The following is a 23,407-nucleotide window of genomic DNA, read 5'->3' as shown; positions in this document are numbered from 1 at the left end:
TTCATTGACAGGCGCGGCTCCGGCAGCGCACGAATGACCCATGTCCTTTAAGATTGCCATTATCGGCCGACCCAATGTCGGCAAGTCGACGCTGTTCAACCGTCTGGTCGGGCAGAAGCTCGCGCTTGTCGATGACCTCCCCGGCGTCACCCGCGACCGCCGCGAGGGCGAGGCCAGGCTCGGCGATCTCGACTTCACGATCATCGACACCGCCGGCCTCGATGAGGGTGCCAAGGGCTCGCTGACCGCCCGCATGCAGGAGCAGACGGAGGCCGCGATCGCACAGGCCGACGCGCTGTTCTTCGTGATTGATGCCCGCATGGGCCTCACGCCCAACGATCGCGCCTTCGCCGATTTCGCCCGCAAGGCCAACAAGCCGGTGATGCTCGTCGCGAACAAGAGCGAAGGCAAGCACGGCGATGCCGGCGCGATGGAGGCTTTCGCGCTCGGCCTCGGCGATCCCATCCAGATCTCGGCCGAGCATGGCGAGGGCCTGGGTGAGCTCTATGACGCCTTGAGAGAGCTGATGCCGGAGCCCGTCGAGGAGGATGAGGTCGAGGACGACGAGCCGCTGACGGAGGAAGAGGCGGCCACGCGTCCGATCCGGGTCGCGATCGTCGGCCGGCCCAACGCCGGCAAGTCGACGATGATCAATCATCTGCTCGGCGAGGAGCGCCTGCTGACGAGCCCGGAGGCGGGTACCACGCGCGATTCCATCGCGGTCGAGATCAACTGGAAGGGGCGCGAGTTTCGGGTGTTCGACACCGCAGGTCTGCGCCGGCGCTCGCGGATCGAGGAGAAGCTCGAGAAGCTCTCGGTCGCCGACGCACTGCGCGCGGTGCGCTTTGCCGAAGTCGTCGTGATGATGATGGATGCGCAGAACCGCTTCGAGGAGCAGGATCTTCGCATTGCCGACCTGATCGAGCGCGAGGGTCGGGCCGTCGTGCTCGCCGTCAACAAATGGGACCTGATGGAAAGCAAGGGCGGCGGCGCGATCTCGAACCTGCGCCGCGATGCCGATCACTTGCTGCCGCAGATCAAGGGCGTGCCGATCGTCGCCGTCTCCGGCTTGATGGGCGAGGGCATCGATCGATTGATGCAGGCGATCCAGGATGCCTATGCGCTTTGGAACAGGCGTGTGTCGACCGCGGCGCTGAACCGCTGGTTCGAGGAGGCGGTCCAAGCCAATCCGCCGCCGGCCGTGTCCGGACGACGACTCAAGCTGAACTACATCACGCAGACCAAGGCCCGCCCGCCAAGCTTCGTGTTGTTCTGCTCGCGTGCGGACGCGGTACCGCAGTCGTATCTGCGATATCTCACCAATTCGCTGCGTGAGGCCTTCGAGCTGCCGGGCACGCCGGTGCGCATCACCTTGCGCGAGAAGGCCAATCCGTTCGCCCACAAGCGCAAGCGGCCGTCGTGAGCAACGACGCCGGCGAGGCGATGGCGCAGGGCGCAGCGCCAGTCCGGCGCGGTGCGGTCGCCTTCATCTTCGTCACCATCCTGCTCGACATGCTCGCGCTCGGCGTGATCATGCCGATCCTGCCAAAACTGATCGAGAGCTTCGTCGACAACGACACGGCCCATGCGGCCCGCATCTTCGGCCTGTTCGGCACCGCCTGGGCGCTGATGCAGTTCGTATTCTCGCCGGTGCTCGGCGCGCTGTCGGACCGCTTCGGGCGGCGGCCGGTGGTGCTGCTGTCGAATTTCGGGCTCGCGGCAGACTATGTGCTGATGGCGCTGGCGCCGTCGCTGGTCTGGCTGTTCGTCGGCCGCGTCATCTCGGGCATCACCTCGGCCAGCATCTCGACCGCCTTTGCCTATATCGCCGACATCACGCCGCCGGAGCGGCGCGCAGCGGTGTTCGGCAGGATTGGCGCTGCATTCGGCGCCGGCTTCGTGCTGGGCCCGGCGCTGGGCGGCCTGCTCGGCGATATCGATCCGCGCCTGCCGTTCTGGGCCTCGGCGGCCTTGAGCTTCGCCAATGCGCTCTATGGGCTCTTCGTCCTGCCGGAATCGTTGGCGCCGGACAAGCGCGCGCCGTTCCGCTGGAGGAGCGCCAATCCGCTCGGAGCGCTCCGCCTGCTGCGTTCCAACGCGGTGCTCGCCGCGCTGTCCGTCGTCAATTTCATCGCGCAGGTCGCGCATGTCGTGTTGCCCTCGACCTTCGTGCTCTACGCCACTTATCGCTACGGCTGGGATTCGAAAACCGTGGGGCTGACGCTGGCGATGGTCGGCATCTGCGCGATGGTGGTGCAGGGGCTCGCGATCGGCCCGATCGTGCGTGTGCTCGGCGAGCGGAACGCCTTGTTGCTCGGCCTGTGCTGTGGCGCGATTGGCTTCGTGATCTTCGGCGCGGCGCCGACCGGGCCGCTGTTCTGGATCGGCATTCCCGTGATGTCGCTGTGGGGCATTTCGGGCGCCGCCATGCAATCGCTGATGACGCGGCTGGTCGCGCCGGATCAGCAGGGCCAGTTGCAGGGCGCGACCGCGAGCGTGCAGAGCGTGTCGCAGCTCGTCGGCCCGTTCCTGTTCACGCTGACGTTTTCATATTTCATCGGCGCCAGCGCGCCGTGGCAGCTGCCCGGCGCGCCGTTCCTGCTCGCGGCGGTGCTGATGGTGGCGTGCGCGGCGATCGCGGTGCGGGCGCTGGCTGTCGCCAAGGGGCCTTGAAGAGGGCCGTCATGGCCGGGCTTGTCCCGGCCATCCACGTTCTTCGTCCGGTCCAGAACGTAGATGTCCGGGACAAGCCCGGGCATGACGTCGTGGAGGCAGTTGCGCAATTGCTACGCCCTTACTTCTTCACCAGCGGGCACTCGCTGTCCTTGAGCGGCTTGGCCGCGTCTTCCGCCGCGATCGTGGCGATCTGCTTGTAGTAATCCCACGGTCCCTTCGATTCGTCGGGCTTCTTCACCTCGAACAGATAGGCCGGGATGAGACGACGCCCATCCTCGCGCAGCGGACCCTTGCCGAACAGCGGATCGTCGGTCGGAAGCTCCTTCATCTTGGCGACGACCTTGGCGCCGTCATGCGGATTGCTGCCGAGCGCGTCCATCGCCTTGAGATAATGCAGCACCATCGCGTAATTGCCGGCCTGCGTCATGGAGGGCATCGCATTCTTGTTGGCCAGCGCCGAGAATCGCTTCGACCAGGCGCGGGTCTGCTCGTTCATGTCCCAGTAGAAGGATTCCGTGAAGGTCAGGCCCTGGGCGGTCTTCAGACCCAGCGAATGCACGTCGTTGATGAACAGCAGCAGCGCCGCGAGCTTCTGCCCGCCCTGCACAATGCCGAACTCGGCGGCCTGCTTGATCGAGTTCGTGGTGTCGCCGCCGGCATTGGCAAGGCCCACCACCTTGGCCTTGGACGATTGCGCCTGCAGCAGGAAGGACGAGAAGTCCGCGGTATTGATCGGATGCTTGACGCTGCCGAGCACCTTGCCGCCGTTCGCAGTCACGACCGCGGTGGTGTCGCGTTCGAGCGCATGGCCGAAGGCATAATCTGCGGTCAGGAAAAACCAGCTGTCGCCGCCGGCCTTGGTCAGCGCCTTGCCGGTGCCGTTGGCCAACATGTAGGTGTCGTAGGTATAGGAGACCGTGTTCGGCGTGCAGGCCTTGCCGGTCAGGTCGGCGGAGGCCGCGCCGGAATTGAGCAGCACCGAGTTCTTTTCCTTGACCAGGTTGCTGACCGCCAGGGCGACACCGGAATTCGGCGTGTCGGCGATCGCATCGACCTTGTCGTTGTCGATCCATTGCCGGGCAATGTTGACGCCGACGTCCGGCTTGTTCTGATGGTCGCCGCTGATGACGTCGATCTTCCAGCCCTTCTTGAGCAGGCCGGAATCCTCAACGGCCATCTTGATTGCGACCACGGAGTTCGGGCCGCCGATGTCGGCATAGAGGCTCGACATGTCGTTGAGCACGCCGATCTTGACGGTCTTGTCTTGAGCGAAGGCGGATGTGGCAAAACCGAAGGCGGCACAGGCCAGAAGGGCCGCGGAGCGGCGCGCGAACGTCGTCGTCATAAAAGGTTTCCTCCATTGTCAAACATGCGGACGGCTCTCTTAAACGGAGCCTTGTTCCGGCTGATGGCTCTACCGTGTCCCACGGCCGGCGGCAATGCGCCTAAAGCCGGATGACGCTGCGTCGCAGCGTCCTCCCTCGGTTAACTTTTGGGCAAAATGCGTCGAGACGCTATTTCAGCGCGTCCGATGTCAGCTTGAATTTCTGGATCCGCTTTCCGGTGTCGACCTCGGCGGTATAGACGTTACCCTTGGCGTCGATCGCCATGGCATGCACCCAGTGGAATTGTCCGGCATTGCGGCCGTTGTGCCCGAAGCTGCCGACCACGCTGCCGTCCTCGCGCCTGATCACCCTGATCTCGTTGTTCTCACCGTCGGCGCTGAGCAGCCAGGTCTGCTTCGGATCGGGCCAGATCGCGATGTCCCACACCGCGCCGTTGCCGAGCGTGTTCTTCTCGAAGAAGAACTCCTTCACGAAGGTGCCGTCCGTCTTGAACACCTGGATGCGGTTGTTGATGCGATCGCAGACGTAGACAAGCCCGTCATTGGCGAGCTTCACGCAGTGGACGGGATTACCGAATTGCTGCGCAACCGGCGCTTTGGGATCGTAAGGAGCCTGCTTGGTATCGTCAGGCTTGTTGCCGTAGGCGCCCCAGTGCCGCTTGTAGGCGAGCGTGGTCGCATCGAACACGATGACGCGGCGATTGCCGTAGCCATCGGCAACGTAGATTTCGTTGGCGGCCTTGTCGATCGCGGTCTCGGCGGGCTTGCCGAGCTGGGTCGTGTCGCTGCTGCCGAGGCTCGGCGCGATCTTGCCGATCTGGGCGACGAACTTGCCGTCGAGCGTGAATTTCAGGATGGCGTTGTCATTGTCGGCATTGCCGCCGACCCAGACGAAGCCGCGCTCGTCGACCTCGATGCCGTGCTCGCGGCCGACCCATTCATAGCCTTCGCCCGCGCCGCCCCACGATCGCAGCAGATTGCCATCCGTGTCGAATTCGAGCACGGGCGGCGCCGACACGCAGCATTTCGAGCGGGGCGGGGTGAGGCTCGCGCCTTTCTCGTCGTCGGTGAGCGAGCGTGGGCGATGGATCACCCAGATGTGGCCCTGCCAGTCGACGGTGATGCCGCCGACCTGGCCGAGGATCCAGTTGTTCGGCAACGGCTTTGGCCAGGAAGCATCGACCGCGAAGGTCGGGACGTCGCCGGCGGTTGCCGCGCCCGGAAGCGCGAACGCGACGGCCGCGATCAGGACAGAGAGGACGCGAGAGACATTTGCGAGCGCATGCGTAGAGCCTGCGCGATTCCGCCATGGCGCCATGGCAACCTCCCTTTATTGGCCTGCAGCTTGCTGCCGCTTGAGCGCGGGCAGTCAATCGCGGGGAGGCGGTCAAGTCAATCAGGCCGGGGAGCGGAAGCTCATCAAGGTCCGGGTCTTGTAGTCGTAGAACTTGCCGGTCTCGGTCCAATCCGGCGCGCACATCGGCACGATGAATTCGGCGACCTGCTCGGCTGTATCGAGCGTCGCCGGATCCTCGCCCGGCATCAGCGTCGCGCGCATCCGGGTGCGGACGGGGCCCGGATTGAACAGATTGACGCGCAGCTTGGTGTTCGCGGTCTCCTGCGCCCAGGCGCGCGCCAGCGTTTCCAGCGCCGCCTTGGAGGCGGCGTAGGGGCTGACATAGGCGGTCGCCTTGTTGGCCGCGCCGGAAGTGACGAACACCGCGCGGCCGGCGTCCGACTGCTTGAGCAGCGGCTCCATGCAGCGGATCAACTGGAAATTCGCGGAGACATTGACCGCCATCACGTCGGTGAAGGCCTTCAGCTCGATATGGCCGATCGGCGAGGAGGGGCCGAGCACGCCGGCATTGCCGACCAGGATGTCGAGCTTGCCGTAGCGTTCGTGCAGGCCGGCGCCGAGCCGCGCGATGCCGTCGGAATCGGTGAGGTTGAGCGGCACCAGCGTGGCGCTGCCGCCGTCCTTGCGGATCTCGTCGTCGAGCTCTTCCAGCCCGCCCTGCGTGCGCGCGACCGCAACGATATGCGCGCCGGCCCTGGCCAGCGCTTTTGCCGTGGCGAAGCCGATGCCGCGCGAGGCGCCGGTGACGAGAGCGATGCGGTTGGCGAGGGGATTTGTCATTGAAAGGTTCTATCCAGCGTCGTCCTGGCGAAAGCCAGGACCCATACGCCGTGACGTTTATGGCTAGGGAAGATGATTGTCACACCTTCTTCGAACCAGAAAGGCCTGTGGTAATGGGTCCTGGCTTTCGCCACGACGACGAGCCTAGCTCGCCTCCGCCAGCAACGACAATTGCCGCGGCTGCTGCTCGGTCTGGGTCTGGTCGGTGAGGTGGGTCGGATAAGCCCCGGTGAAGCAATGATCCGAGAATTTCGGATTGGCGGGGTCACGGCCGGGCTCGCCCATGGCGCGGTACATGCCGTCGATCGACAGGAAGGCGAGCGAGTCGGCGCCGATGATCTCGCGCATCTCTTCCAGCGAATGTGTCGCCGCAAGAAGACCACCACGGTCCGGCAGATCGATACCGTAATAGTCGGGATAGAGGATCGGCGGCGAGGCGAGGCGGAAATGCACTTCCTTGGCGCCGGCATCGCGCATCATGCGGACGATCTTCTTCGAGGTGGTGCCGCGTACCAGCGAATCGTCGATCAGGATGATGCGCTTGCCTTCGATCGCGGCGCGGTTGGCCGAATGCTTCATGCGCACACCGGATTCGCGGATCGCCTGCGTCGGCTGGATGAAGGTGCGGCCGACATAGTGGTTGCGGATGATGCCGAGTTCGAACGGGATGCCGGAATGCTGGCTGTAGCCAACCGCCGCGGGCACGCCGGAATCCGGCACCGGCACCACGACGTCGACCGGCACGTGGCTCTCGCGCGCAAGCTGGGCACCAAAGGCCTTGCGCACCTCGTAGACCGAGCGGCCGTGGACGATGGAATCCGGACGGGAGAAGTAGATGTACTCGAAGATGCAGGGACGCGGCGCGATCGGCGGGAACGGCTTGTGGATGTCCTGCCCGTTCTCGTCGAACACGATGACCTCGCCGGGCTCGATGTCGCGGACGAAGCGTGCGCCGATGATGTCGAGTGCGCAGGTCTCGGAGGTCAGGATCGGACAACCATCGAGTTCGCCGAGCACCAGCGGACGGATGCCGCGCGGATCGCGCGCGCCGACCAGCTTCTTGTTGGTCAGCGACACCAGCGCATAGGCGCCCTCGATCTCGCGCAGCGCGTCGATATAGCGTTCGATGAAGCGGCTGCGCCTGGAGCGCGCGACCAGGTGCAGGATCACCTCGGTGTCGGTGGTCGACTGCATCATCGCGCCGTTCCTCACGAGCTCGCGGCGCAGCGTCAGGCCGTTGGTGAGATTGCCGTTGTGGGCGACCGCAAGGCCGCCGGCATTCAGTTCGGCGAACAGCGGTTGCACGTTGCGCAGGATCGTCGCGCCGGTGGTGGAATAGCGGACATGGCCGACTGCCATTGTGCCGGGCAGGCGATCGATCACCTCGCGGCGGGAGAAGGTGTCGCCGACGAGGCCGAGGCGGCGTTCGGAATGAAAGCGGCCGCCGTCATAGGAGACGATGCCGGCGGCTTCCTGGCCGCGGTGCTGAAGGGCATGCAGGCCGAGCGCCGTGATGGCGGCGGCATCGGGGTGGCCGTAGATGCCGAAGACGCCGCATTCCTCGCGCAGCGTATCCCCCTCCAGATCGTCTTGAAGTTCCAGCGCGGCCGGGCCGAGATCAAGTAGGGCGTCCTGGTCAGGATTTCGCATCTCGTCCGAGCCTCTCGTTAGGGCTTAATCAACGCGCCGCGGGTTTCTCGATCAGCTTTTTAAGGCTGTCACGAGCCGGTTTGCTGTATCCGTCGCCACTGCCCGAAGGCTGCTGCTCGGAATCAGTTTGCTCTTCATCTGGTTTGTTTTTCTTGAATCTCTTCAAGATGGTGTTCTCGGGGTCGTCAGGCAAGAGGGCCATCAGCCAATCCCCGGTTCCCTGCAGCACCACGCGGGATTTGGCCCCCGTGACCCAATCCGGGCGCTGCTTGTCCGGCACGAGCCAGGTGAAGAACAGGAAGGCGACCACGACGATCAAAAGTCCGCGCGCCAGCCCGAACAGAAAGCCGAGGGTGCGGTCCAGTGCGCCGATGCGCGAATCCAGGATCATGTCGGAGATCCGGACCGTGATCACGGAGACCACGACCAAAGTGCCCACGAACACGCCGGCAACCACGACCACGCTCGCGACGGTATCGTTGTTGAAATAGGTCTTTGCGGTCGGCAGCAGCTTCGAGAATGAATAAAGCGTGACAATCGCCGCCGTGCCCCAGGCCGCGATCGACAGGATCTCGCGCATGAAGCCGCGAACCATGGCGAGCAGGCCCGAAATCAGCATCACACCGAGCAGGATCAGGTCGAGGATGGTTACTGGCATCGGCTGGTCTGGTCCGCTCGTACTTCAAGGTGCTCAGCGAATCGGTGCTTGGCCGCCGCCCTAAGTGAGGGCCAGACGACGTTCCCGGCAAGGCCGCAACCACGCAATCCCATGCTGCTTTTGTGACGGCTGTATAGCGGCGAGGGCGGGGGACGTCACCACCGGCTAACCCTCTCCACGGCGGAATCTTGCTGGTGTGGCATTTTTCTCTGCCGGTGCGCTCGAGTCGCCCCGCCGGGAGCCGCGTGCGGCGATCTCGGCGACCAATGTCGTCAGGCTGTTGATCGCGTTCAGCGACAAGCCGGCATCGCCGCCGGCTTCGCCCCGGGCCGATTCGGGCAGAACGGCACGCTGGAAGCCGAGTTTTGCCGCTTCTTTCAGCCGGGCCGGGGTCTGCGCTACCGGGCGCACCACGCCGGACAGCGAGATCTCGCCGAAATAGACCGCATCGGAGGGCAACTGCGCATTAACCAGCGAGGACACCAGCGCCGCCGCGGCGGCCAGATCAGCCGCGGGCTCGTGGATGCGCAGGCCGCCCGCGACGTTCAGATAGACGTCGTGGCCGGACAGCTTCACCCCGCAATGGGCTTCCAGCACCGCCAGCACCATCGATAGCCGGCTCGGATCCCAGCCCACCACGGCCCGGCGCGGGGTGCCGAGCGAGGTCGGCGCCACCAGTGCCTGCAATTCGACCAGAACGGGTCTTGTACCCTCGATACCCGCGAAGACTGCGGTGCCGGGCGTGCCGAGATCGCGCTCCGACAAAAACAGCTCGGAAGGATTGGTGACTTCGCGCAGGCCAAGCCCGGTCATCTCGAACACGCCGATCTCGTCGGTCGGCCCGAAACGATTCTTCACGGCGCGCAGGATGCGGAATTGCTGCGAGCCTTCGCCCTCGAACGACAGCACCGCATCGACCATGTGCTCGACCACGCGAGGGCCGGCGATCTGTCCGTCCTTGGTGACATGGCCGACCAGGATGATGGCCGCGCCGGTCCTTTTGGCAAAACGGATCAGGGCCTGCGCCGAGGCGCGCACCTGCGTCACCGTGCCGGGTGCCGATTCCACCGTGTCGGTCCACATGGTCTGGATCGAATCGATCACGATCAGCCGCGGCACCGCGCCCTCAGACAGCGTCGAGACAATGTCCTCGACCGACGTTTCGGCGGCGAGCTGCACCGGCGCATCCGACAGCCCGAGCCGTTCGGCGCGCAACCGCACCTGCGCGACCGCCTCTTCGCCGGAGATGTAGACGACGCGGTGTCCGGCGCGCGCGAGCAGGCTTGTGGCCTGCGTCAGCAGCGTCGACTTGCCGATGCCGGGATCGCCGCCGACCAGCAGCACCGAGCCGCGGACAAAGCCGCCGCCGGTCACGCGATCGAGCTCCGTCATGCCGGAGGACAGGCGCGGGGCGTCCTGGGTTTTTCCGGACAGGCTCTCGAGCGCGAAGGTCCGCCCCTTGCGCTTGGAGCGGATCGACACCGGCACGCTGCCGGTCGTGTCCTCCTCCGCGAGCGTATTCCACTCGCCACAGGACTCGCACTTGCCCTGCCAGCGGTTATAGGCCGCGCCGCAGTTCTGGCAGACGAAGGAAAGTGTGTTCTTGGCCATGGGGACAGCGAGTCCGGGGACAGCGAGTCGGGGGTTTCAGGTTTGCTGATAGCACGGAATGACGGGTCGAGAGAGTGAGTCCGGGCGCTCCCCGAAGCCCGGCTACGGCTGCGCCGCGTTCCAGAGCATGGAGAGGCCGGCCGCGATCATGATTGCGTCCATCACCAAGCGGAACATCTCCGGCTTCAAGCGCAGCACGAAGCGTTTGGCGATGAAGGCGCCGGCCATCAGCGACGATCCTGCGACCAGGCCTTTGACGAACACATCGCCGGTCAGCGCGCCGAAACGTTCGAAGGTCACGGATTTCGCAACATAGAGCCCGAGCGAAGATGCCGCTTCGGTGGCGAGGAAAGCGCCGCGGGACAAGCCGTAGAACAGGAATAGCGGCACGCTGAGCGGGCCGGTGGAGACGACGATGCCGGTGAGATAGCCGATGACGGCCCCACCGATCGCCAGATGCCAGAGATTGGCCTTGAGATCGTGCCGCGCCAGCCAGTGCCGAACCGGCACCATAGCGATCAGGAAGACGCCGATGGCGAGATCGACGGCGTGCGAGGGCAGGGCCAGCAGCGTCCGCGCGCCGAGCACGGCGGCTGGAATGCCTGTCACCGAATAAGCCGTGCAGGCCCGCCAGTCGACCTCGCGCCACCAGGCCAGGATTCGTGACAAGTTGGCCATGACGGCGGCCAATGCCATGATCGGCACCGCCTCCTTTGGCCCATAGGCATAGACCAGCACCGGCATCAGCATGATCGACGAGCCCGTGCCGACGATGCCGGAAATGGTGCCTGCGACGAGGCCGACGATCAGGACGAACAAGAAAGCCAAACCAGTCTCCACGAATCGGGAGAGTTTAGCCGCGGCCAGCGGCGCGGGCGATCCGCGAGGCGAGAGAACCTTATCTTGCCGAGAGCCCGGCGTTAACCATCGCCGACGGTTCCAGTCTGAGCGAAATCGCTTCGAAGTTTCTTAAATCTTACTGGGTACCTCTCTTGGGCATAGTGACCTGGGGGAAGAAGAGTATGGGTAAGCGAGCCAAACGCGGAAAGGCGCAGACGTTCGCAATCCCGATGGCCGCGAGAGTTGCAGTTGGCGCCGTCGCCGTCGCAGCGTTGGGGTACGGCTTGCTGTCCCGACCGGCGAACGTGCAACCGGCACGAAAGCCGTCCGCGCACGAAGCCCAAGCGTCATCAACTCCGGTTTACGTCTCAACGCCTGTTCATGCATCAGCTCCGACGCCGGCTTCGGCTCCGCTTACGGCCCCGGCGCCTCTGGTCGAACCGCCCAAAGCGGCTGACGTTCCCGGAGCATTCGTGCGGCAGGTGGTTGACTACGCCAGCCGCCAGACGCCGGGCACCGTGATCATCGATACCAAGAACACATTCCTCTATCTCGTTCTGAACGACGCGCAGGCACTGCGCTATGGCATCGGTGTTGGCCGCGAAGGTTTCACATGGTCCGGTGAGCAGACTGTGGCTCGTAAGGCAGAATGGCCGGATTGGCATCCGCCTGCGGAGATGGTCTCGCGTCAGCCTTATCTGCCGCGGTTCATGGCCGGAGGTCCTGGCAACCCGCTCGGCGCTCGGGCGATGTATCTGGGCGAGACCGAATATCGAATTCACGGCACCAACAAGCCCGATACGATCGGGAAGCGGGTCTCGTCCGGCTGTATCCGACTGACCAATGAGGACGTCGTTGACCTCTATGATCGCGTGAACGTCGGCGCGAAAGTGATCGTGCTTCCGACGACCGTTGCCCGCCGAGCACCCCAGGGAGCGCCAGCCGACGCCGCTTTCCGATTACCGGACCCGGCATCACCGCCGAACCGGCCCTCGGCAACTCACGCGCAGATGCCGTCATCTGGAGCGAAGATCGCCGAGGCGCAGTAATTCGTCCTCCGTCCTCATCCTGCAACGGAGGACAAGGAGGCAATTCAAGTCGCCTACGAGGTCATCCGGTCGGAAGCTTGTGACAGGCACAAACAATTTATGGCTTGTAGGGCGGAGGACAGACCACCACCTCGCCCGAAGAACTTCTCCGGCACGGCTCAGTCACCCCGATTGCGGTATGAGTATAAGCGTAGCTCAGAGCTGCGCCGGTTAGAGCAGCACCAAGGATTGCAATTTGCCATCGCAATTTCATGCCGTCGACGTCCCCGAAGAGGGGCGTCGACGGGCTGCCCCTTCATATCGAAGCCCGAGCTGTCTCCCGTAGGCCCTTCGCATCGCATGACGCGCTGCTGCGATGAAGTCCACGCTCCACCGTGTCGACGACCGCTTCTGAAAACATCCCGCCAGTGTTTGCCCGACGCGTCAAATCAGTGTTTCGGAGCATGCGTAACCCATTGATTTGCCAGCCATCGGCTACTGTGCATGGGGTTGTTTTTCATGTTTTTGTTGAGTTGGCGCGGCAAGTCGGTGCTCGCAGCACATGGGGCAAGTCCGGCTGCGCGCTGCTGACAGCATGTTGGCAGCAGGGTCCGGCTACGACCATCTCCTGACAAAACAAAGAGTGGGTCATGCGGGTCGAGGGAAGCTGTCATTGCGGTGAGACGGTGTTCGAGGTGACGGAGGCGCCCGCGAGCGTCACCCGTTGCACCTGTTCGCTCTGCGCCAAGCGCGGCGCGTTGTGGGCCTATTACACGCCGGCGCAGTTTCGGCTGCTGTCGCCCGCGGAGAACCTCGCGACCTATCTCTGGGGCAGCCGAACGGTCAAACACCATTTCTGCGCAAGCTGCGGCTGCGGTACCTATTCGGAGTCGCCGGACTGGTCGACCGGCAAGCCCGATTTCGACAATCCGAGGGTCGCCGTCAACGCGCGCCTGTTCGACGAGTTCGATCTCGAGACCGTGCCGGTGACCATGATCGATGGCAAGAATTTATGGTGAGCATGCGCTCTCGCGCATGTCTGCTGCTCGTCCGTGCTCTTGAGGCCCTCTTGAAAAGCTGATCTGTTTCCGGCCCGACAGAAAAAGGGGAGGAAGCCGATGATGCGTCTTTTCGCGCGAGTGATGCTCGCGATGTGTCTGGCCGTTGTAGCCGGCTTCAATGCGCAGGCGCAGACCAGGCCCAAGGTCACGACATCAGGACCGGATTTCCCCAAGGCCGCGCTGTTCGTCGGCAACAGCTTCTTCTATTACAACAACGGCATGCCCGGGCATCTCTCCTTCATGGAGCGGGCTGCGGACCCTGAAAACAAGACGGCCTATCGCAACACCATGGCGACGATCGGCGGTTCCGGCCTCGATTGGCATGACATGGACAACCTGCTGCGGCCGGGTGGCCTCGGCGCCTATTCGTTCGACGAGCAGAACAACGTCGTCTTCAACAAGCCGGGCAGGCAGTACGACGCCGTCGTGATGATGGATTGCAGCCAGTGCCCCATCCATCCGCAATTGAAGGACGCGTTCACGACCTTCGTAAAGAAGGACAGCGAGATCGTCCGCGCCAACGGCATGCGGCCGGTCTTGTTCATGTCCTGGGCTTACGCCGACAAGCCTGAGATGACGGAAGCGTTGGCCGAGGCCTACACAATCGCAGGCAATGCCAATGATGCGCTGGTGATCCCCGCAGGTTTTGCCTTCGCGCGCGTGCGCAAGCTGCAGCCCGAGCTCAATCTGTATGCGCCGGACAAGCGGCACCCGAGCCCCGCAGGCACATATCTGGCGACCTGCGTGACGTTCGCCGCGCTGACCGGCCGCTCGCCGGTCGGCAATTCCTACACGATGGGACTGGACGGCCCGACGGTGGAGCTGCTGCAGAAAGCAGCGTGGGACACGGTGCAGGAGTATTACGGGCGTTGACCTAGCGCAGCACGACCCACGCCGGTGCGTGGTCGCTCGCGCCTTCTTCGCCGCGAACCTTCTTGTCCACGCCGGCTTTTGCCAGGCGTGAGACGAGGGCAGGGCTGAGCAGGACATGGTCGAGCCGCAGGCCCGCATCTCGCGGCCAGCGGTTTCGCTTGTAATCCCAGAAGGTGTAGATGCGCTGCTCGGGGTGCAGTTCGCGGATCGCGTCACACCAGCCTTGTGCCAGCAGCGAGGCAAAGGCCGCACGGCTCTTCGGTTGGATCAAGGCATCCTTGTCCCACGAGCGCGTCGGATAGATGTCGAGCTCATCAGGTGCAACGTTGTAGTCGCCGGCGAGCACCACGGGCAGCTCCTGCTTGAGCAAGGTTCTGGCATGGCGCTTGAGCCGCGCGAACCAGTCGAGCTTGTAGTCGAATTTCGGTCCCGGCTGCGGATTGCCGTTCGGCAGGTAGATGCTGGTGACGATGACACCGCGTACCGCGGCCTCGATGTAGCGGGCTTCGTGATCGGCAGGTTTTCCCGGCAAGCGATCGCGGGTGAGAATGGGCTCGGCATTGCGGGCCAGGATGGCGACGCCGTTCCAGGTCTTCTGTCCACACCACACTGCGCCGTAACCGGCCTTTTCGATCGCGGTCGCCGGAAATTCGCCATCACTTGCCTTCAACTCCTGAAGTGCGACGACATCTGGCTTCGCCGTTCGCATCCATGCCAACAGATTGGGCAGGCGGCGATTGATGTTGTTGATGTTGAATGTCGCGATCTTCATGTAGAGCTACCGGCTCCTGCCTTCCGTTACCGGAGAAACAATGTCCAAGTTGAGCTTTGCCGTCATCGCCGTCGCCGTTGCGTTCTCCGGGGTTGCCTCGGCACAATCATCCGATCCGCGCGGCGCGTGCAAGGCCGACTACGACAAATTCTGCGCCGGCATTGCGCCGGGCGGCGGCATCGTCGCCTGCCTCAACGCCAAGCGCGACAAGCTCAGCGCAACCTGCAAGACGGCGCTGGACAGCAGGAAAAAGAAGTAGGCGGCAAGTCGCTCAGCCCGGCAGCGGCGGCGCGCTTGCGGGCTGTTCGATCGATGGCGGAGCGGGCGTCTGCTGCTCGACCGCCTGCGCGGAAGCCGGCTTGGCCAGCGGCTCCACCACATTTCCGCCCTTGTAGATGCGGGCGTAGCGGCGGCCGAGGCTGGTCAGCACCTCGTAGCCGATCGTTCCGAAATGATGCGCGAGCTCGTCGACGGTGATGCCCTCGCCGAGCAGCGTGACCATGTGGCCGCGCCGCGCCGCATTCGGCGGCAGATCGGTGATATCGATCGCGATCAGGTCCATCGAAACGCGGCCGGCGACCGGACAGCGCTTGCCGGCGACGATGACCTCGGCGCCGCGGGTGCCGTCATTGGAGCTTGCGGCGCGGAAATAGCCGTCGGCATAACCGACCGCGATGATCGCGAGTTTCGTCGGTCGCCGTGCCGTCCAGGTGCCGCCATAGCCGACGCTCTCGCCGCGCTCGACATTGCGGATCTGCACAATGCGGGCCTTGAGATCGACCACCGGCTGCATCGGATTGTCAGCCTCCGGCGTCGGGTTGACGCCGTAAAGCGCGGCGCCCGGCCGCACCATGTCGAACTGGAAGGGCGCGCCGAGGAAGACGCCGGACGAATTGGCGAGCGCCGCCGGCACGCCGGAGAATTCGCTGGCGATGCCGCGGAAGGCCGCGAGTTGCTTGGCATTCACCGGGTTGTTGAGCTGCTCGGCCGAAACCAGATGGCTCATCACCAGCGTAATGCCGTGATCGCCGGCGTTGATGCGGGGGATAATGGCCTGCGCTTCCGCGAGCGTCAGGCCGAGCCGATTCATGCCGGTGTCGATGTGGATGGCGGCGCCACCGGTCCAGCCGGTGCGGCGGCAGAACACGTCCCATTCGGCGAGCTCGTTGAGATCGCCGATCACGGGGCGGCAGTTGATCTGGGCGTAGTGCTCGCCGGTGTTCTGGAAATAGCCGCCGAGCACGTAGATCGCAGGCTCCGGCACCGCCGCGCGCACCTTGCGCGCTTCCCCGATGGTGGCGACGAAGAAGGTCTTGCAGCCGGCCTTGTTCAGGGCACGCGCGACTTGCTCGGCGCCGCAGCCATAGGCGTCTGCCTTGATCACCGCCGAGCATTCGGCCGGCACCGCCGTCTTCTCGAGCTTGCGCCAATTGGCGATGATGGCATCGAGATCGACGGTGAGCACGCCGCCGAAGGTCGCGAGCGCGGCAGCCTGATTGGCCTCCGCGGAGAGAAGGCCGGATTGCGGGATCATTTTCGGGTCGGACGCCATTGTCATGGCGCCGTTTTACGCAAGAGGCCGGTCAGGTTCAACCCAGGGAACTCAGTAGTCGCCGCCGCCGCGGTCCGGCACCTGGCTGTCCGGCGCAAGGTCGCCGAACCGGGTGACCGACGCTTCGAAGGCCAGATCGACGGTGCCGGTCGGGCCGTGGCGCTGCTTGCCGATGATGACTTCGGCCTTGCCGTGCGCAAGATCCATGTCCAGGCGCCATTTTTCGTGCTCGGGTGTGCCCGGGCGCGGCTCCTTGTTTCCGAGGTAATATTCCTCGCGATAGACGAACAGCACGACGTCGGCGTCCTGCTCGATCGAGCCGGATTCGCGCAAATCCGAGAGCTGTGGCCGCTTGTCGTCGCGCGATTCGACCTGGCGCGAGAGCTGCGAAAGCGCAATCACGGGCACGCTGAGTTCCTTGGCGAGCGCCTTCAGACTGGTCGTGATCTCGGTGATTTCCTGCACGCGGTTTTCGCTGCGCTTGCCCGAACCCGACAAGAGCTGGATGTAGTCGATGACGATGAGGTCGAGGCCCTTCTGCCGCTTCAGCCGGCGGGCGCGCGCCATGAGCTGCGCAATCGAGAGACCGCCGGTCTCGTCGACATAGAAGGGCAGCGACTGCAGCTCGATCGAGACCTCGCGGATCTTCTCGAAATCGGCCTCCGAGATGCCGCCGCGGCGGATCGAGGAGGAAGGGATGCCGGTGCGCTCGGCCACAATACGCGTGGCGAGCTGGTCGGCCGACATTTCGCAGGAGAAGAAGCCGATGACGCCGCCATGGGCAGCCTTCATGGTGCCGTCGGCCTGGAGTTCTGGAACATAGGCCCGGGCGACGTTGTAGGCGATGTTGGTCGCTAGCGACGTCTTGCCCATGCCGGGGCGGCCGGCGACGATGATGAGGTCGGAGTGCTGCAACCCGCCCATTTTGGTGTCGAGGTCGCGCAGGCCCGTCGAGATGCCCGACAGCTTTCCGTCGCGCTGGAACGCTTTCGCGGCCAGATCGACCGCAAGCGTCAGCGCCTGCGAGAATTTCTGGAAGCCTCCGTCATAGCGGCCGGATTCGGCGAGTTCGTAGAGGCGGCGCTCGGCGTCCTCGATCTGCGCCCGCGGCGCGAAGTCGACCGGGGCGTCGTAGGCGACATTGACCATGTCCTCGCCGATGCCGATCAGGTCGCGTCGCAATGCCAGATCGTAGATGGTGCGCCCATAATCCTGCGCATTGATGATGGTCGTCGCTTCGGCGGCGAGGCGCGCCAGATATTGCCCGATTGTCATGCCGCCGATGTCGGTGTCGGCGGGCAGGAAGGTCTTCAGGGTGACGGGCGTCGCGATCTTGCCCATCCGGATCAGGCTGCTGGCGGTCTCGAAGATGGTCTGGTGCAGCGGCTCGAAATAATGCTTCGGCTCCAGAAAATCGGAGACGCGGTAAAACGCGTCGTTGTTGACCAGGATCGCGCCCAGAAGGCTCTGTTCCGCCTCGATGTTATGCGGCGCGCTCCGATAGGCCGGGGTTCCGGCTTCGGGCGCGAGTTTGAGAACGTTCGAATCAGTCAGGGCCATGGTCGAGCGATAGCAATTTTCTGGGGCGGATGCGGGGCCGGGATAAAGCGCCGCCTCAGCCCAAAGCGGAAGCAAAAGCTCGCCGCTATCAACCGATCATTAAAATGGTGGATGATTGACCGCCGCAGCACGCGCCGCGCTTGACGGATTTCGTGGAACCAGGTCGCGGCCTAGATGCGGTCGTTACGCACCCCGGAAAACGCCGGATGAAGTGAACCTGATGGGGTGCCGGGCAGACACATCGAGACGCGCGGGAATGACCCACGGCCAGGCGCTTTTGGCTCGGTTCAGACCAGCAGGAGGTAGACCAGTGCAACCAGGGCCGCCCCGACGCCGGTAGCGATCAGGGCGTAATCGGTGCGGAGGTCGTCCTGCACGTCGAATGAGGTTTTGGTCTCGTTGCTCATGGCGACGGTCTAAGCCAGGGCTGACGAGACTTATGTGAAGCAGATCACATCTCCCCGGATTCTTTCGGGGGTACAGCCGGAACAGGTTAGCGGGCGGGGGGTTGTCTCCTGATCTGCCACCAGGGAACGAGGCAAGCGATGCGGCCAGAACGGCAGCCCCGGAATTGGCGAAGCGAAGCAGGCAGCCGACTTTGGCTGTCGGGGCTGATCGCGGCCATGGAGCACGCTGAGCGGCCGGAAGTGCGTCGGGAACCGGTCGCCCCTGAAATCCTGAAAGCGCTGCGGATGCAATTGGCCTTAACGGCCTCTTCCCCGTCCGCTCCGGTTTCGACCCTGCGCCACTAGGACTCATTCACCAGCCAGCTTCAGCCTCGGCGTGGCGCCGGCTTCGACGGCCCGCAGTCGGGCTTCTTCACGCGCGATGTAGTTGCGCGTCATCGGCACGACGCCCTGACGGCGGGTGAGTTGAATCTGGAAGTTCATCATATGCTGCTTGCGGAACGTCATCTCGCTGGCTGCTAGATAAAATTCCCACATCAGCGCGAAGCGCTCGTCATACAGCTGCACGGCTTCTTCGCGTCGCGCCATGAAGCGCTCGCGCCATGCCTTCAGGGTTTCGGCGTAATGAAGGCGCAAAATCTCGATGTCGCAGACCAGCAAGCCCGCCCGCTCGATCGCCGGCAGCACCTCCGAGAGGGCGGGGATGTAGCCGCCGGGAAAGATGTATTTGGCGATCCAGGGATTGGTGGAGTCCGGGCCCTGCGAACGGCCGATCGAGTGCAGCAACATGACGCCGTCCTTATCCAGCAGCTCGGCGCAGCGCCGGAAGTAGGTGTCGTAGAAGCGGGCGCCGACATGCTCCAGCATGCCGACTGAGACGATGCGGTCGAACGGACCGGCGATGTCGCGATAGTCCTGAAGCAGGAATTTGGCCGATCCGGTCAGGCCCTTTTCGGCTGCGCGCGCATTGGCGATCTGCAACTGCTCGGTCGACAACGTTATGCCGGTGACGTCAGCACCTGCGATCTCGGCGAGATAGAGCCCAAGTCCGCCCCAGCCCGAACCGATGTCGAGGACGCGCTGGCCGCTCTTGACGAGCAGCTTTGCGGCGACGTGCCGTTTCTTGGCAAGCTGTGCATCGTCGAGCGTGCTCTCCGGCGTCTCGAAATAGGCGCAGCTATATTGCTTGTCGGCGTCGAGGAAGAGCGAATAGAGCCTCGCATCGAGATCGTAATGATGTGCGACGTTGCGGCGGGATCGCGGGCGCGGATTGAACTGCTTCAGGTGCCGCACCAGATAGCGCAGGTGCCACCAGGGTTTTGCCCAGTGCGGCAACAGGTCGGGTTGACCGAGCAGGATCGCGAGAGCATCAGCTATGGTGCCATGCTCGGCAATGAACTCGCCGTCCATATAGGCCTCGCCAAGCCCGAGCTCGGGATTGACGAGGATCTTCCGCTCTGCGTCCGCGGTGACGAAGCGGACTGCGACCGGTTCGCCCGAGCCGTCGCCGACGGTGAACTTCGAGCCCTTCGCCGTGGTCACCGTCATCGACCCGCGGCGGATGAATTGAGACAGGAATTGACGCAACAATCGGTCCATCGGCACCCATCCTCTCGAGCGAACCCGAAGAGATGCGACTAACCCGGCCTTTCACACCCTACGCCCGGGCATCTCAGCGGTTCCTATGCGCTTGCATCTAGATCTAGGGAGGTGTCCCGGGCCCGCTATTGCGCTGTGCTCAAAGCGGATATTCCAAAACCGCTTAATCACATCCTTGCGCGCGGTGCCTGCTTCCATTCGCGGCTCAATCGGATAAAAGGTGACCCGCCGCGGCGCCGCCTGCCGGCTGCACCTCTCGGAATTCAATGGAGATGATGGGAATGTCGAGCCGAGCGCTCAGCCTCGCGACGATCTTGCTTCTGATCGGCTTCGGCGCGACCGATACCGTTTTCGCGCAGGCGACGAACCTCGAGGCCGGCAAGGCCCCATCCCAGCTTTTCGCGCAGACCTGTAATGCATGTCACAAGAGCCCGCGCGGCCTTTTGAAAACAGTGGCGCCGGGCTCCTTGCCGGGCTTCCTGCGCCAGCATTACACGACCAGCCCCGACATGGCCGGCGTGCTTGCCTCCTACCTCGTCTCCAACGGGGCCACCGACACCCGCTTCCAGGCGAAGGACGGCCATAAGGACGGCAAGGACAAGAAGGACGGCGCCAAGGATAAGGACAAGGAAGCCAATACCAATCCCGCGCAGTCTCCTGAACATCAGGGCCGCCGGCAACGTTCCCAGGAGTCCGCCAAGCCGGAAGGCGAGGGTGCCGCTCCCGCGGCCGAGGGCGCGCGTCAGAAGCGCGCCGCGCGGCCGGCCGAAGAAGGAACGAAGGAAGGTGCGAAGCCCGAGGGCCAGGCTGTCCCCGAAGGGCGCAAGGCCAAGCGTCTCGGCAAGCGCGGCAAGCCGGGAAGTGATGAGGCGCCGAAGGTCGATGCCGCGGCGCCGACGGCAGACGACAAGAAGAGCGAGCCGAAGGTCGAGTCCAAGCCTGAGACAAAGCCCGAGACTGCGAAGGTGGATTCCGGCGAAGCTAAATCCGAAGGCAGCAAACCCGAAGGCAGCAAACCCGAAGGCAGCAAGCCGTCCGACAAGCCCGCCGAGGCCAAGCCGGAAAGCGCCAAGGTGGAGCCGCGCGGCAGCGAAGCTCCGGCGTTGCGGCCCGATCCGGTGCCGCAGGTGACGCCGGCCGCACCGTCCGCCGCGAAGCCCCCCGAGCCAGCTGCGCCCAAGGCGGCGGAAGAGGCTGCTCCCAAGCCCGCCGCGAGCGCCGAACCGCCAGCGAAGTCGCAGGAACCGGCGCCGCCCGCGACCGCTGCGACTCCACCGGCGCCAGCCGAATCGTCCGGTCCGCCGACGCCGCCGATTTCGCGATAGGCGACCACATTTTTAGACATGCGAAGGCCGCGCTCTCGCGCGGCCTTCGGCTACAAGCTCAATCTGCTGTCGCCCGCGGTCGGCGAGAAGCGGATCTGCCGGGCGAGGGTGATCAAGTCGGGCCGTCAGGTCTCCGTCGCCGCAGCCGGCGTTTTCTGCGTCAGCGCCGGGGTCGAGACCATACGGCGACGGCGCTCGCGTCGATCGCGATGCTGAGCGAGGATTGTGCCGCCACAACGAAAAACCCGGCCGCCTGAGGCGACCGGGCTTCGAAAGCCTGCGCGAACGCGAGGCTTACTTCTCGGTCTCTTCCGCGGCCGGCGCCGGCTCGGCGTCGTCCTGCAGGGCTTCCGGGTCGAAGAACTCGCCGGCGGCTGCGATCGCTTCGGCCGCAGCATCCCGGTCTTCGTTCCGGCTCGAGATGTCCTCGCCGCGGTTGATGCGCTCGGCCTCGTCCTGGCTGCGCGCCACGGTGACACTGATCTCGACCTCGACCTCGGGGTGGATGGCGACCGTGATGGTGTGCTTGCCGATGGTCTTGATCGGCGCATCGAGCTGAACCTGCGGGCGGGACAGCGAAACGCCGTCGGCTTCGAACGCCACGACGATGTCGCGCACGTTGACCGAGCCGAACAGTTGACCGGCTTCCGAAGCTTGACGGATCACGATGATGTTCTTGCCCTGGATCTTCTCGGCGACCTTGGACGCCTCGCCCTTGGACTCAAGGTTGCGAGCCTCGAGCTCGGCCTTCATGCCGTCGTACTTGGCACGGTTGTCGGCGGTGGCGCGCAGCGCCTTGCCGCGCTTGAGCAGGAAATTGCGGGCATAGCCGTCGCGAACCTTCACGACTTCGCCCATGTGACCGAGCTTGTTGACGCGTTCCAGCAAAATGACTTCCATATTCGTTCTCCTTTGATGTGTTGAGTGAGGTGGAATTTCGAACTTGAACTTTCGGACTTGAACTCAAGAGGTCGGCAGCGGCGGTGGCTGGCGCGTGCGAAGGAAGCGTTCGCGGAGGCCGAACACGGCATCGGCGAGGCCGAGGATCACCATCGCGATGACGGGCCATCCGAACACGACGACGACGGCGTAGGTCGAGCCGAGCCAGAAGGTGCGGCTCTTCAGCGCCAGCGTCAGCGTATGCAGCACGGCAAAGCCGGTCAGCGCGTACCCCATCATCAGCGCAGCCGTCGCGATTTGCGCCGCGATCGCAAGCAGTCCGCCGGTGAAGCAGAAGGCGAGCGCGACGCAGAGCGCCACGAGCGTCATCGGCGGCAGCTCCGCGGTCATCAGGTCCGGCCAGGGGCGCCGCAACCGGCCCGACGTCGCCGTCACCTTGGTGCTGAGCCAGAGGTTGAGGGTCAGCGTCATCATCGCAACGATGGTGGCACCCGCCGGCAAGATACGCACCAGTGCGCCGACGAATTGGTCGGTCTCGCCGGAGCTCTGCGGGTCGGCGGCGCGGAGGAGGCGCATCAAGCCGCGGCGCAGCGTGCCGGTGATGGTCTCCGCGTCGGTGCCGATCGTGAGCAGCGCGGCGATCGTGGTCAGTGTGGCGAAGCCCGCGATCCACAGCAGGATACGGCCGACCGGATACCACTCCAGCGCAGGCTCGGTGGGCGGCTCGGCGGCGGGCTCCGGCGCGGCGGCTCCGACCGGCCGGCTGAGCAGGACGAGATGGCCGAGCCACCAGGCCGGCAATGCGACGGTGAGGGCGAAGGCGATGCAATAGGGCAGGCCGAACAGGGCGCCGAGGCCAAGCGCGGCGGCGATGCCGCCCAGGCTCGCGCAAAGCGGTCCCCAGCCGATCGAAGCGACCATCAGCGGCAGCGGTGCGAGATAGAACAGGACGAGAGAGATCAGCGCGCCCGAAATGATCGAGGCGAACATCAGGGCCGACGCAGCGCCGGCGATCAGGGCTATCAGTCCAAAGGCCATCATCAGCTGTCCCGCTCCCTTCGAGCGGTTAGAGGCATCTCGCCCCAACCATCGGCGACCGGACGACCCGGAAGCCTTATGAGAAACTAGGTCGTACGGCCGGCGGCGATGTCGCCGCCGGCCGAATTCGTCTTAGCGAATGACGTAGGGCAACAGGCCCAGGAACCGCGCGCGCTTGATGGCGCGGGCAAGCTCACGCTGCTTCTTCGCGGAAACCGCGGTGATGCGGCTCGGCACGATCTTGCCGCGCTCGGAGACGTAACGCATCAGCAGTTTGGAGTCCTTGTAGTCGATCTTCGGAGCATTCGCGCCCGTGAACGGGCAGCTCTTGCGGCGACGGAAAAACGGGCGGCGTGCACCAGCTTCAGCCATTGT

The 23,407-nt window shown here is 64.5% G+C and carries 21 protein-coding genes and 1 pseudogene; 8 read left to right on the top strand and 14 right to left on the bottom strand.

Translation table 11 applies throughout. The features are described 5' to 3' along the window. Nucleotides 1–40: 40 nt before the first annotated feature. Nucleotides 41–1,423 carry a ribosome biogenesis GTPase Der gene (gene der / locus IVB50_RS24315; protein WP_018459140.1) on the top strand — a complete coding sequence of 461 codons (1,383 nt, stop codon included), beginning with the start codon at nt 41–43 and terminating at the stop codon, nt 1,421–1,423. Further along, nucleotides 1,420–2,673, top strand: coding sequence for a tetracycline resistance MFS efflux pump (locus IVB50_RS24310; RefSeq protein WP_018459139.1), 1,254 nt, complete (start codon nt 1,420–1,422; stop codon nt 2,671–2,673). The genes der and IVB50_RS24310 overlap by 4 nt, the downstream gene beginning before the upstream one ends. Nucleotides 2,674–2,794: 121 nt before the next feature. On the opposite strand, the gene IVB50_RS24305 is transcribed toward IVB50_RS24310, so the two are convergent. From IVB50_RS24305 to IVB50_RS24275, 7 genes are all read right to left on the bottom strand, one after another. Beyond that, entirely contained in the window at nt 2,795–4,021 is a 1,227-nt protein-coding gene (locus IVB50_RS24305) for an ABC transporter substrate-binding protein (protein WP_018459138.1), read from the bottom strand. A 169-nt stretch (nt 4,022–4,190) separates the two neighbouring features. Next, the gene (locus IVB50_RS24300) at nt 4,191–5,339 is read right to left on the bottom strand and encodes a hypothetical protein (protein WP_247297480.1); all 1,149 of its coding nucleotides are present in this window, start codon (nt 5,337–5,339) and stop codon (nt 4,191–4,193) included. Between the two features lie 78 nt (nt 5,340–5,417). Next, nucleotides 5,418–6,158, bottom strand: coding sequence for an SDR family NAD(P)-dependent oxidoreductase (locus tag IVB50_RS24295; RefSeq protein WP_018459136.1), 741 nt, complete (start codon nt 6,156–6,158; stop codon nt 5,418–5,420). A 144-nt stretch (nt 6,159–6,302) separates the two neighbouring features. Next, on the bottom strand, nt 6,303–7,808 hold the full coding sequence (purF, locus tag IVB50_RS24290; RefSeq protein ID WP_018459135.1) for an amidophosphoribosyltransferase: 1,506 nt from the start codon (nt 7,806–7,808) through the stop codon (nt 6,303–6,305). Nucleotides 7,809–7,836: 28 nt separating this feature from the next. Beyond that, nucleotides 7,837–8,466, bottom strand: a complete 630-nt coding sequence (locus tag IVB50_RS24285; protein WP_007592055.1) for a CvpA family protein — start codon at nt 8,464–8,466, stop codon at nt 7,837–7,839. Nucleotides 8,467–8,631: 165 nt separating this feature from the next. Then, on the bottom strand, nt 8,632–10,077 hold the full coding sequence (radA, locus tag IVB50_RS24280) for a DNA repair protein RadA (protein WP_018459134.1): 1,446 nt from the start codon (nt 10,075–10,077) through the stop codon (nt 8,632–8,634). Between the two features lie 102 nt (nt 10,078–10,179). Beyond that, nucleotides 10,180–10,905 carry a sulfite exporter TauE/SafE family protein gene (locus IVB50_RS24275; RefSeq protein WP_018459133.1) on the bottom strand — a complete coding sequence of 242 codons (726 nt, stop codon included), beginning with the start codon at nt 10,903–10,905 and terminating at the stop codon, nt 10,180–10,182. A gap of 194 nt (nt 10,906–11,099) precedes the next feature. On the opposite strand from IVB50_RS24275, the gene IVB50_RS24270 reads away from it, so the two are divergent. The 3 genes from IVB50_RS24270 (at nt 11,100) to IVB50_RS24260 (ending at nt 13,879) form a co-directional block, all read left to right on the top strand. Continuing rightward, entirely contained in the window at nt 11,100–11,966 is an 867-nt protein-coding gene (locus IVB50_RS24270) for a L,D-transpeptidase (protein ID WP_247297679.1), read from the top strand. Between the two features lie 629 nt (nt 11,967–12,595). Continuing rightward, the gene (locus tag IVB50_RS24265; RefSeq protein ID WP_018459131.1) at nt 12,596–12,964 is read left to right on the top strand and encodes a GFA family protein; all 369 of its coding nucleotides are present in this window, start codon (nt 12,596–12,598) and stop codon (nt 12,962–12,964) included. A gap of 99 nt (nt 12,965–13,063) precedes the next feature. After that, nucleotides 13,064–13,879, top strand: a complete 816-nt coding sequence (locus IVB50_RS24260; protein ID WP_018459130.1) for a hypothetical protein — start codon at nt 13,064–13,066, stop codon at nt 13,877–13,879. A 1-nt stretch (nt 13,880) separates the two neighbouring features. On the opposite strand, the gene IVB50_RS24255 is transcribed toward IVB50_RS24260, so the two are convergent. After that, complete coding sequence (locus tag IVB50_RS24255) at nt 13,881–14,651, bottom strand: exodeoxyribonuclease III (RefSeq protein ID WP_018459129.1); 771 nt, start codon at nt 14,649–14,651, stop codon at nt 13,881–13,883. Between the two features lie 40 nt (nt 14,652–14,691). Here IVB50_RS24255 and IVB50_RS24250 point away from each other — a divergent pair, with 40 nt between their 5' ends. Continuing rightward, nucleotides 14,692–14,910, top strand: coding sequence for a hypothetical protein (locus IVB50_RS24250; protein ID WP_018459128.1), 219 nt, complete (start codon nt 14,692–14,694; stop codon nt 14,908–14,910). Nucleotides 14,911–14,922: 12 nt separating this feature from the next. Here the strand turns inward: IVB50_RS24250 and alr are convergent, their stop codons facing one another. From alr to IVB50_RS24235, 3 genes are all read right to left on the bottom strand, one after another. Next, on the bottom strand, nt 14,923–16,203 hold the full coding sequence (gene alr, locus IVB50_RS24245; RefSeq protein ID WP_018459127.1) for an alanine racemase: 1,281 nt from the start codon (nt 16,201–16,203) through the stop codon (nt 14,923–14,925). A gap of 51 nt (nt 16,204–16,254) precedes the next feature. Next, a complete protein-coding gene (locus IVB50_RS24240) occupies nt 16,255–17,763 on the bottom strand; it encodes a replicative DNA helicase (protein ID WP_018459126.1) in 1,509 nt (502 codons plus the stop codon). Between the two features lie 755 nt (nt 17,764–18,518). Further along, the gene (locus IVB50_RS24235) at nt 18,519–19,769 is read right to left on the bottom strand and encodes a cyclopropane-fatty-acyl-phospholipid synthase family protein (protein WP_247297479.1); all 1,251 of its coding nucleotides are present in this window, start codon (nt 19,767–19,769) and stop codon (nt 18,519–18,521) included. A 281-nt stretch (nt 19,770–20,050) separates the two neighbouring features. Between IVB50_RS24235 and IVB50_RS24230 the strand changes: the two genes are divergently transcribed. Next, nucleotides 20,051–21,094, top strand: a complete 1,044-nt coding sequence (locus IVB50_RS24230) for a hypothetical protein (RefSeq protein WP_026233740.1) — start codon at nt 20,051–20,053, stop codon at nt 21,092–21,094. A gap of 51 nt (nt 21,095–21,145) precedes the next feature. Continuing rightward, nucleotides 21,146–21,351: pseudogene (locus tag IVB50_RS24225) on the top strand (PaaI family thioesterase); the annotation flags it as partial. A gap of 37 nt (nt 21,352–21,388) precedes the next feature. On the opposite strand, the gene rplI reads toward IVB50_RS24225, so the two are convergent. The 3 genes from rplI to rpsR form a co-directional block, all read right to left on the bottom strand. Next, nucleotides 21,389–21,994, bottom strand: coding sequence for a 50S ribosomal protein L9 (gene rplI / locus IVB50_RS24220; RefSeq protein ID WP_007609316.1), 606 nt, complete (start codon nt 21,992–21,994; stop codon nt 21,389–21,391). 63 nt (nt 21,995–22,057) lie between these two features. Beyond that, nucleotides 22,058–23,035 carry a hypothetical protein gene (locus tag IVB50_RS24215; RefSeq protein ID WP_204510986.1) on the bottom strand — a complete coding sequence of 326 codons (978 nt, stop codon included), beginning with the start codon at nt 23,033–23,035 and terminating at the stop codon, nt 22,058–22,060. A 129-nt stretch (nt 23,036–23,164) separates the two neighbouring features. Next, nucleotides 23,165–23,404 (bottom strand): 30S ribosomal protein S18, encoded by a 240-nt coding sequence (rpsR, locus tag IVB50_RS24210; RefSeq protein ID WP_007592020.1) that lies wholly within the window; start codon nt 23,402–23,404, stop codon nt 23,165–23,167. Between the last annotated feature and the right edge of the window lie 3 nt (nt 23,405–23,407).

Origin of the sequence: Bradyrhizobium sp. 87 (assembly GCF_023073015.1) — a bacterium.
GTDB classification, from domain to species: Bacteria; Pseudomonadota; Alphaproteobacteria; order Rhizobiales; family Xanthobacteraceae; genus Bradyrhizobium; species Bradyrhizobium canariense_D.
Note: the sequence above shows the minus strand (reverse complement) of the source record. Positions and strands in the feature narration are given on the sequence as shown.

Coding starts and splice junctions, on each gene's coding strand:
- rpsR (WP_007592020.1), bottom strand. CDS start 23,404: ATGGCTGAAGCTGGTGCACGCCGCCCGTTTTTCCGTCGCCGCAAGAGC.
- IVB50_RS24260 (WP_018459130.1), top strand. CDS start 13,064: ATGATGCGTCTTTTCGCGCGAGTGATGCTCGCGATGTGTCTGGCCGTT.
- rplI (WP_007609316.1), bottom strand. CDS start 21,994: ATGGAAGTCATTTTGCTGGAACGCGTCAACAAGCTCGGTCACATGGGC.
- IVB50_RS24235 (WP_247297479.1), bottom strand. CDS start 19,769: ATGGACCGATTGTTGCGTCAATTCCTGTCTCAATTCATCCGCCGCGGG.
- IVB50_RS24300 (WP_247297480.1), bottom strand. CDS start 5,339: ATGGCGCCATGGCGGAATCGCGCAGGCTCTACGCATGCGCTCGCAAAT.
- IVB50_RS24255 (WP_018459129.1), bottom strand. CDS start 14,651: ATGAAGATCGCGACATTCAACATCAACAACATCAATCGCCGCCTGCCC.
- IVB50_RS24295 (WP_018459136.1), bottom strand. CDS start 6,158: ATGACAAATCCCCTCGCCAACCGCATCGCTCTCGTCACCGGCGCCTCG.
- alr (WP_018459127.1), bottom strand. CDS start 16,203: ATGGCGTCCGACCCGAAAATGATCCCGCAATCCGGCCTTCTCTCCGCG.
- IVB50_RS24285 (WP_007592055.1), bottom strand. CDS start 8,466: ATGCCAGTAACCATCCTCGACCTGATCCTGCTCGGTGTGATGCTGATT.
- der (WP_018459140.1), top strand. CDS start 41: ATGTCCTTTAAGATTGCCATTATCGGCCGACCCAATGTCGGCAAGTCG.
- IVB50_RS24240 (WP_018459126.1), bottom strand. CDS start 17,763: ATGGCCCTGACTGATTCGAACGTTCTCAAACTCGCGCCCGAAGCCGGA.
- radA (WP_018459134.1), bottom strand. CDS start 10,077: ATGGCCAAGAACACACTTTCCTTCGTCTGCCAGAACTGCGGCGCGGCC.
- IVB50_RS24270 (WP_247297679.1), top strand. CDS start 11,100: ATGGGTAAGCGAGCCAAACGCGGAAAGGCGCAGACGTTCGCAATCCCG.
- IVB50_RS24265 (WP_018459131.1), top strand. CDS start 12,596: ATGCGGGTCGAGGGAAGCTGTCATTGCGGTGAGACGGTGTTCGAGGTG.
- purF (WP_018459135.1), bottom strand. CDS start 7,808: ATGCGAAATCCTGACCAGGACGCCCTACTTGATCTCGGCCCGGCCGCG.
- IVB50_RS24250 (WP_018459128.1), top strand. CDS start 14,692: ATGTCCAAGTTGAGCTTTGCCGTCATCGCCGTCGCCGTTGCGTTCTCC.
- IVB50_RS24215 (WP_204510986.1), bottom strand. CDS start 23,035: ATGATGGCCTTTGGACTGATAGCCCTGATCGCCGGCGCTGCGTCGGCC.
- IVB50_RS24305 (WP_018459138.1), bottom strand. CDS start 4,021: ATGACGACGACGTTCGCGCGCCGCTCCGCGGCCCTTCTGGCCTGTGCC.
- IVB50_RS24230 (WP_026233740.1), top strand. CDS start 20,051: ATGTCGAGCCGAGCGCTCAGCCTCGCGACGATCTTGCTTCTGATCGGC.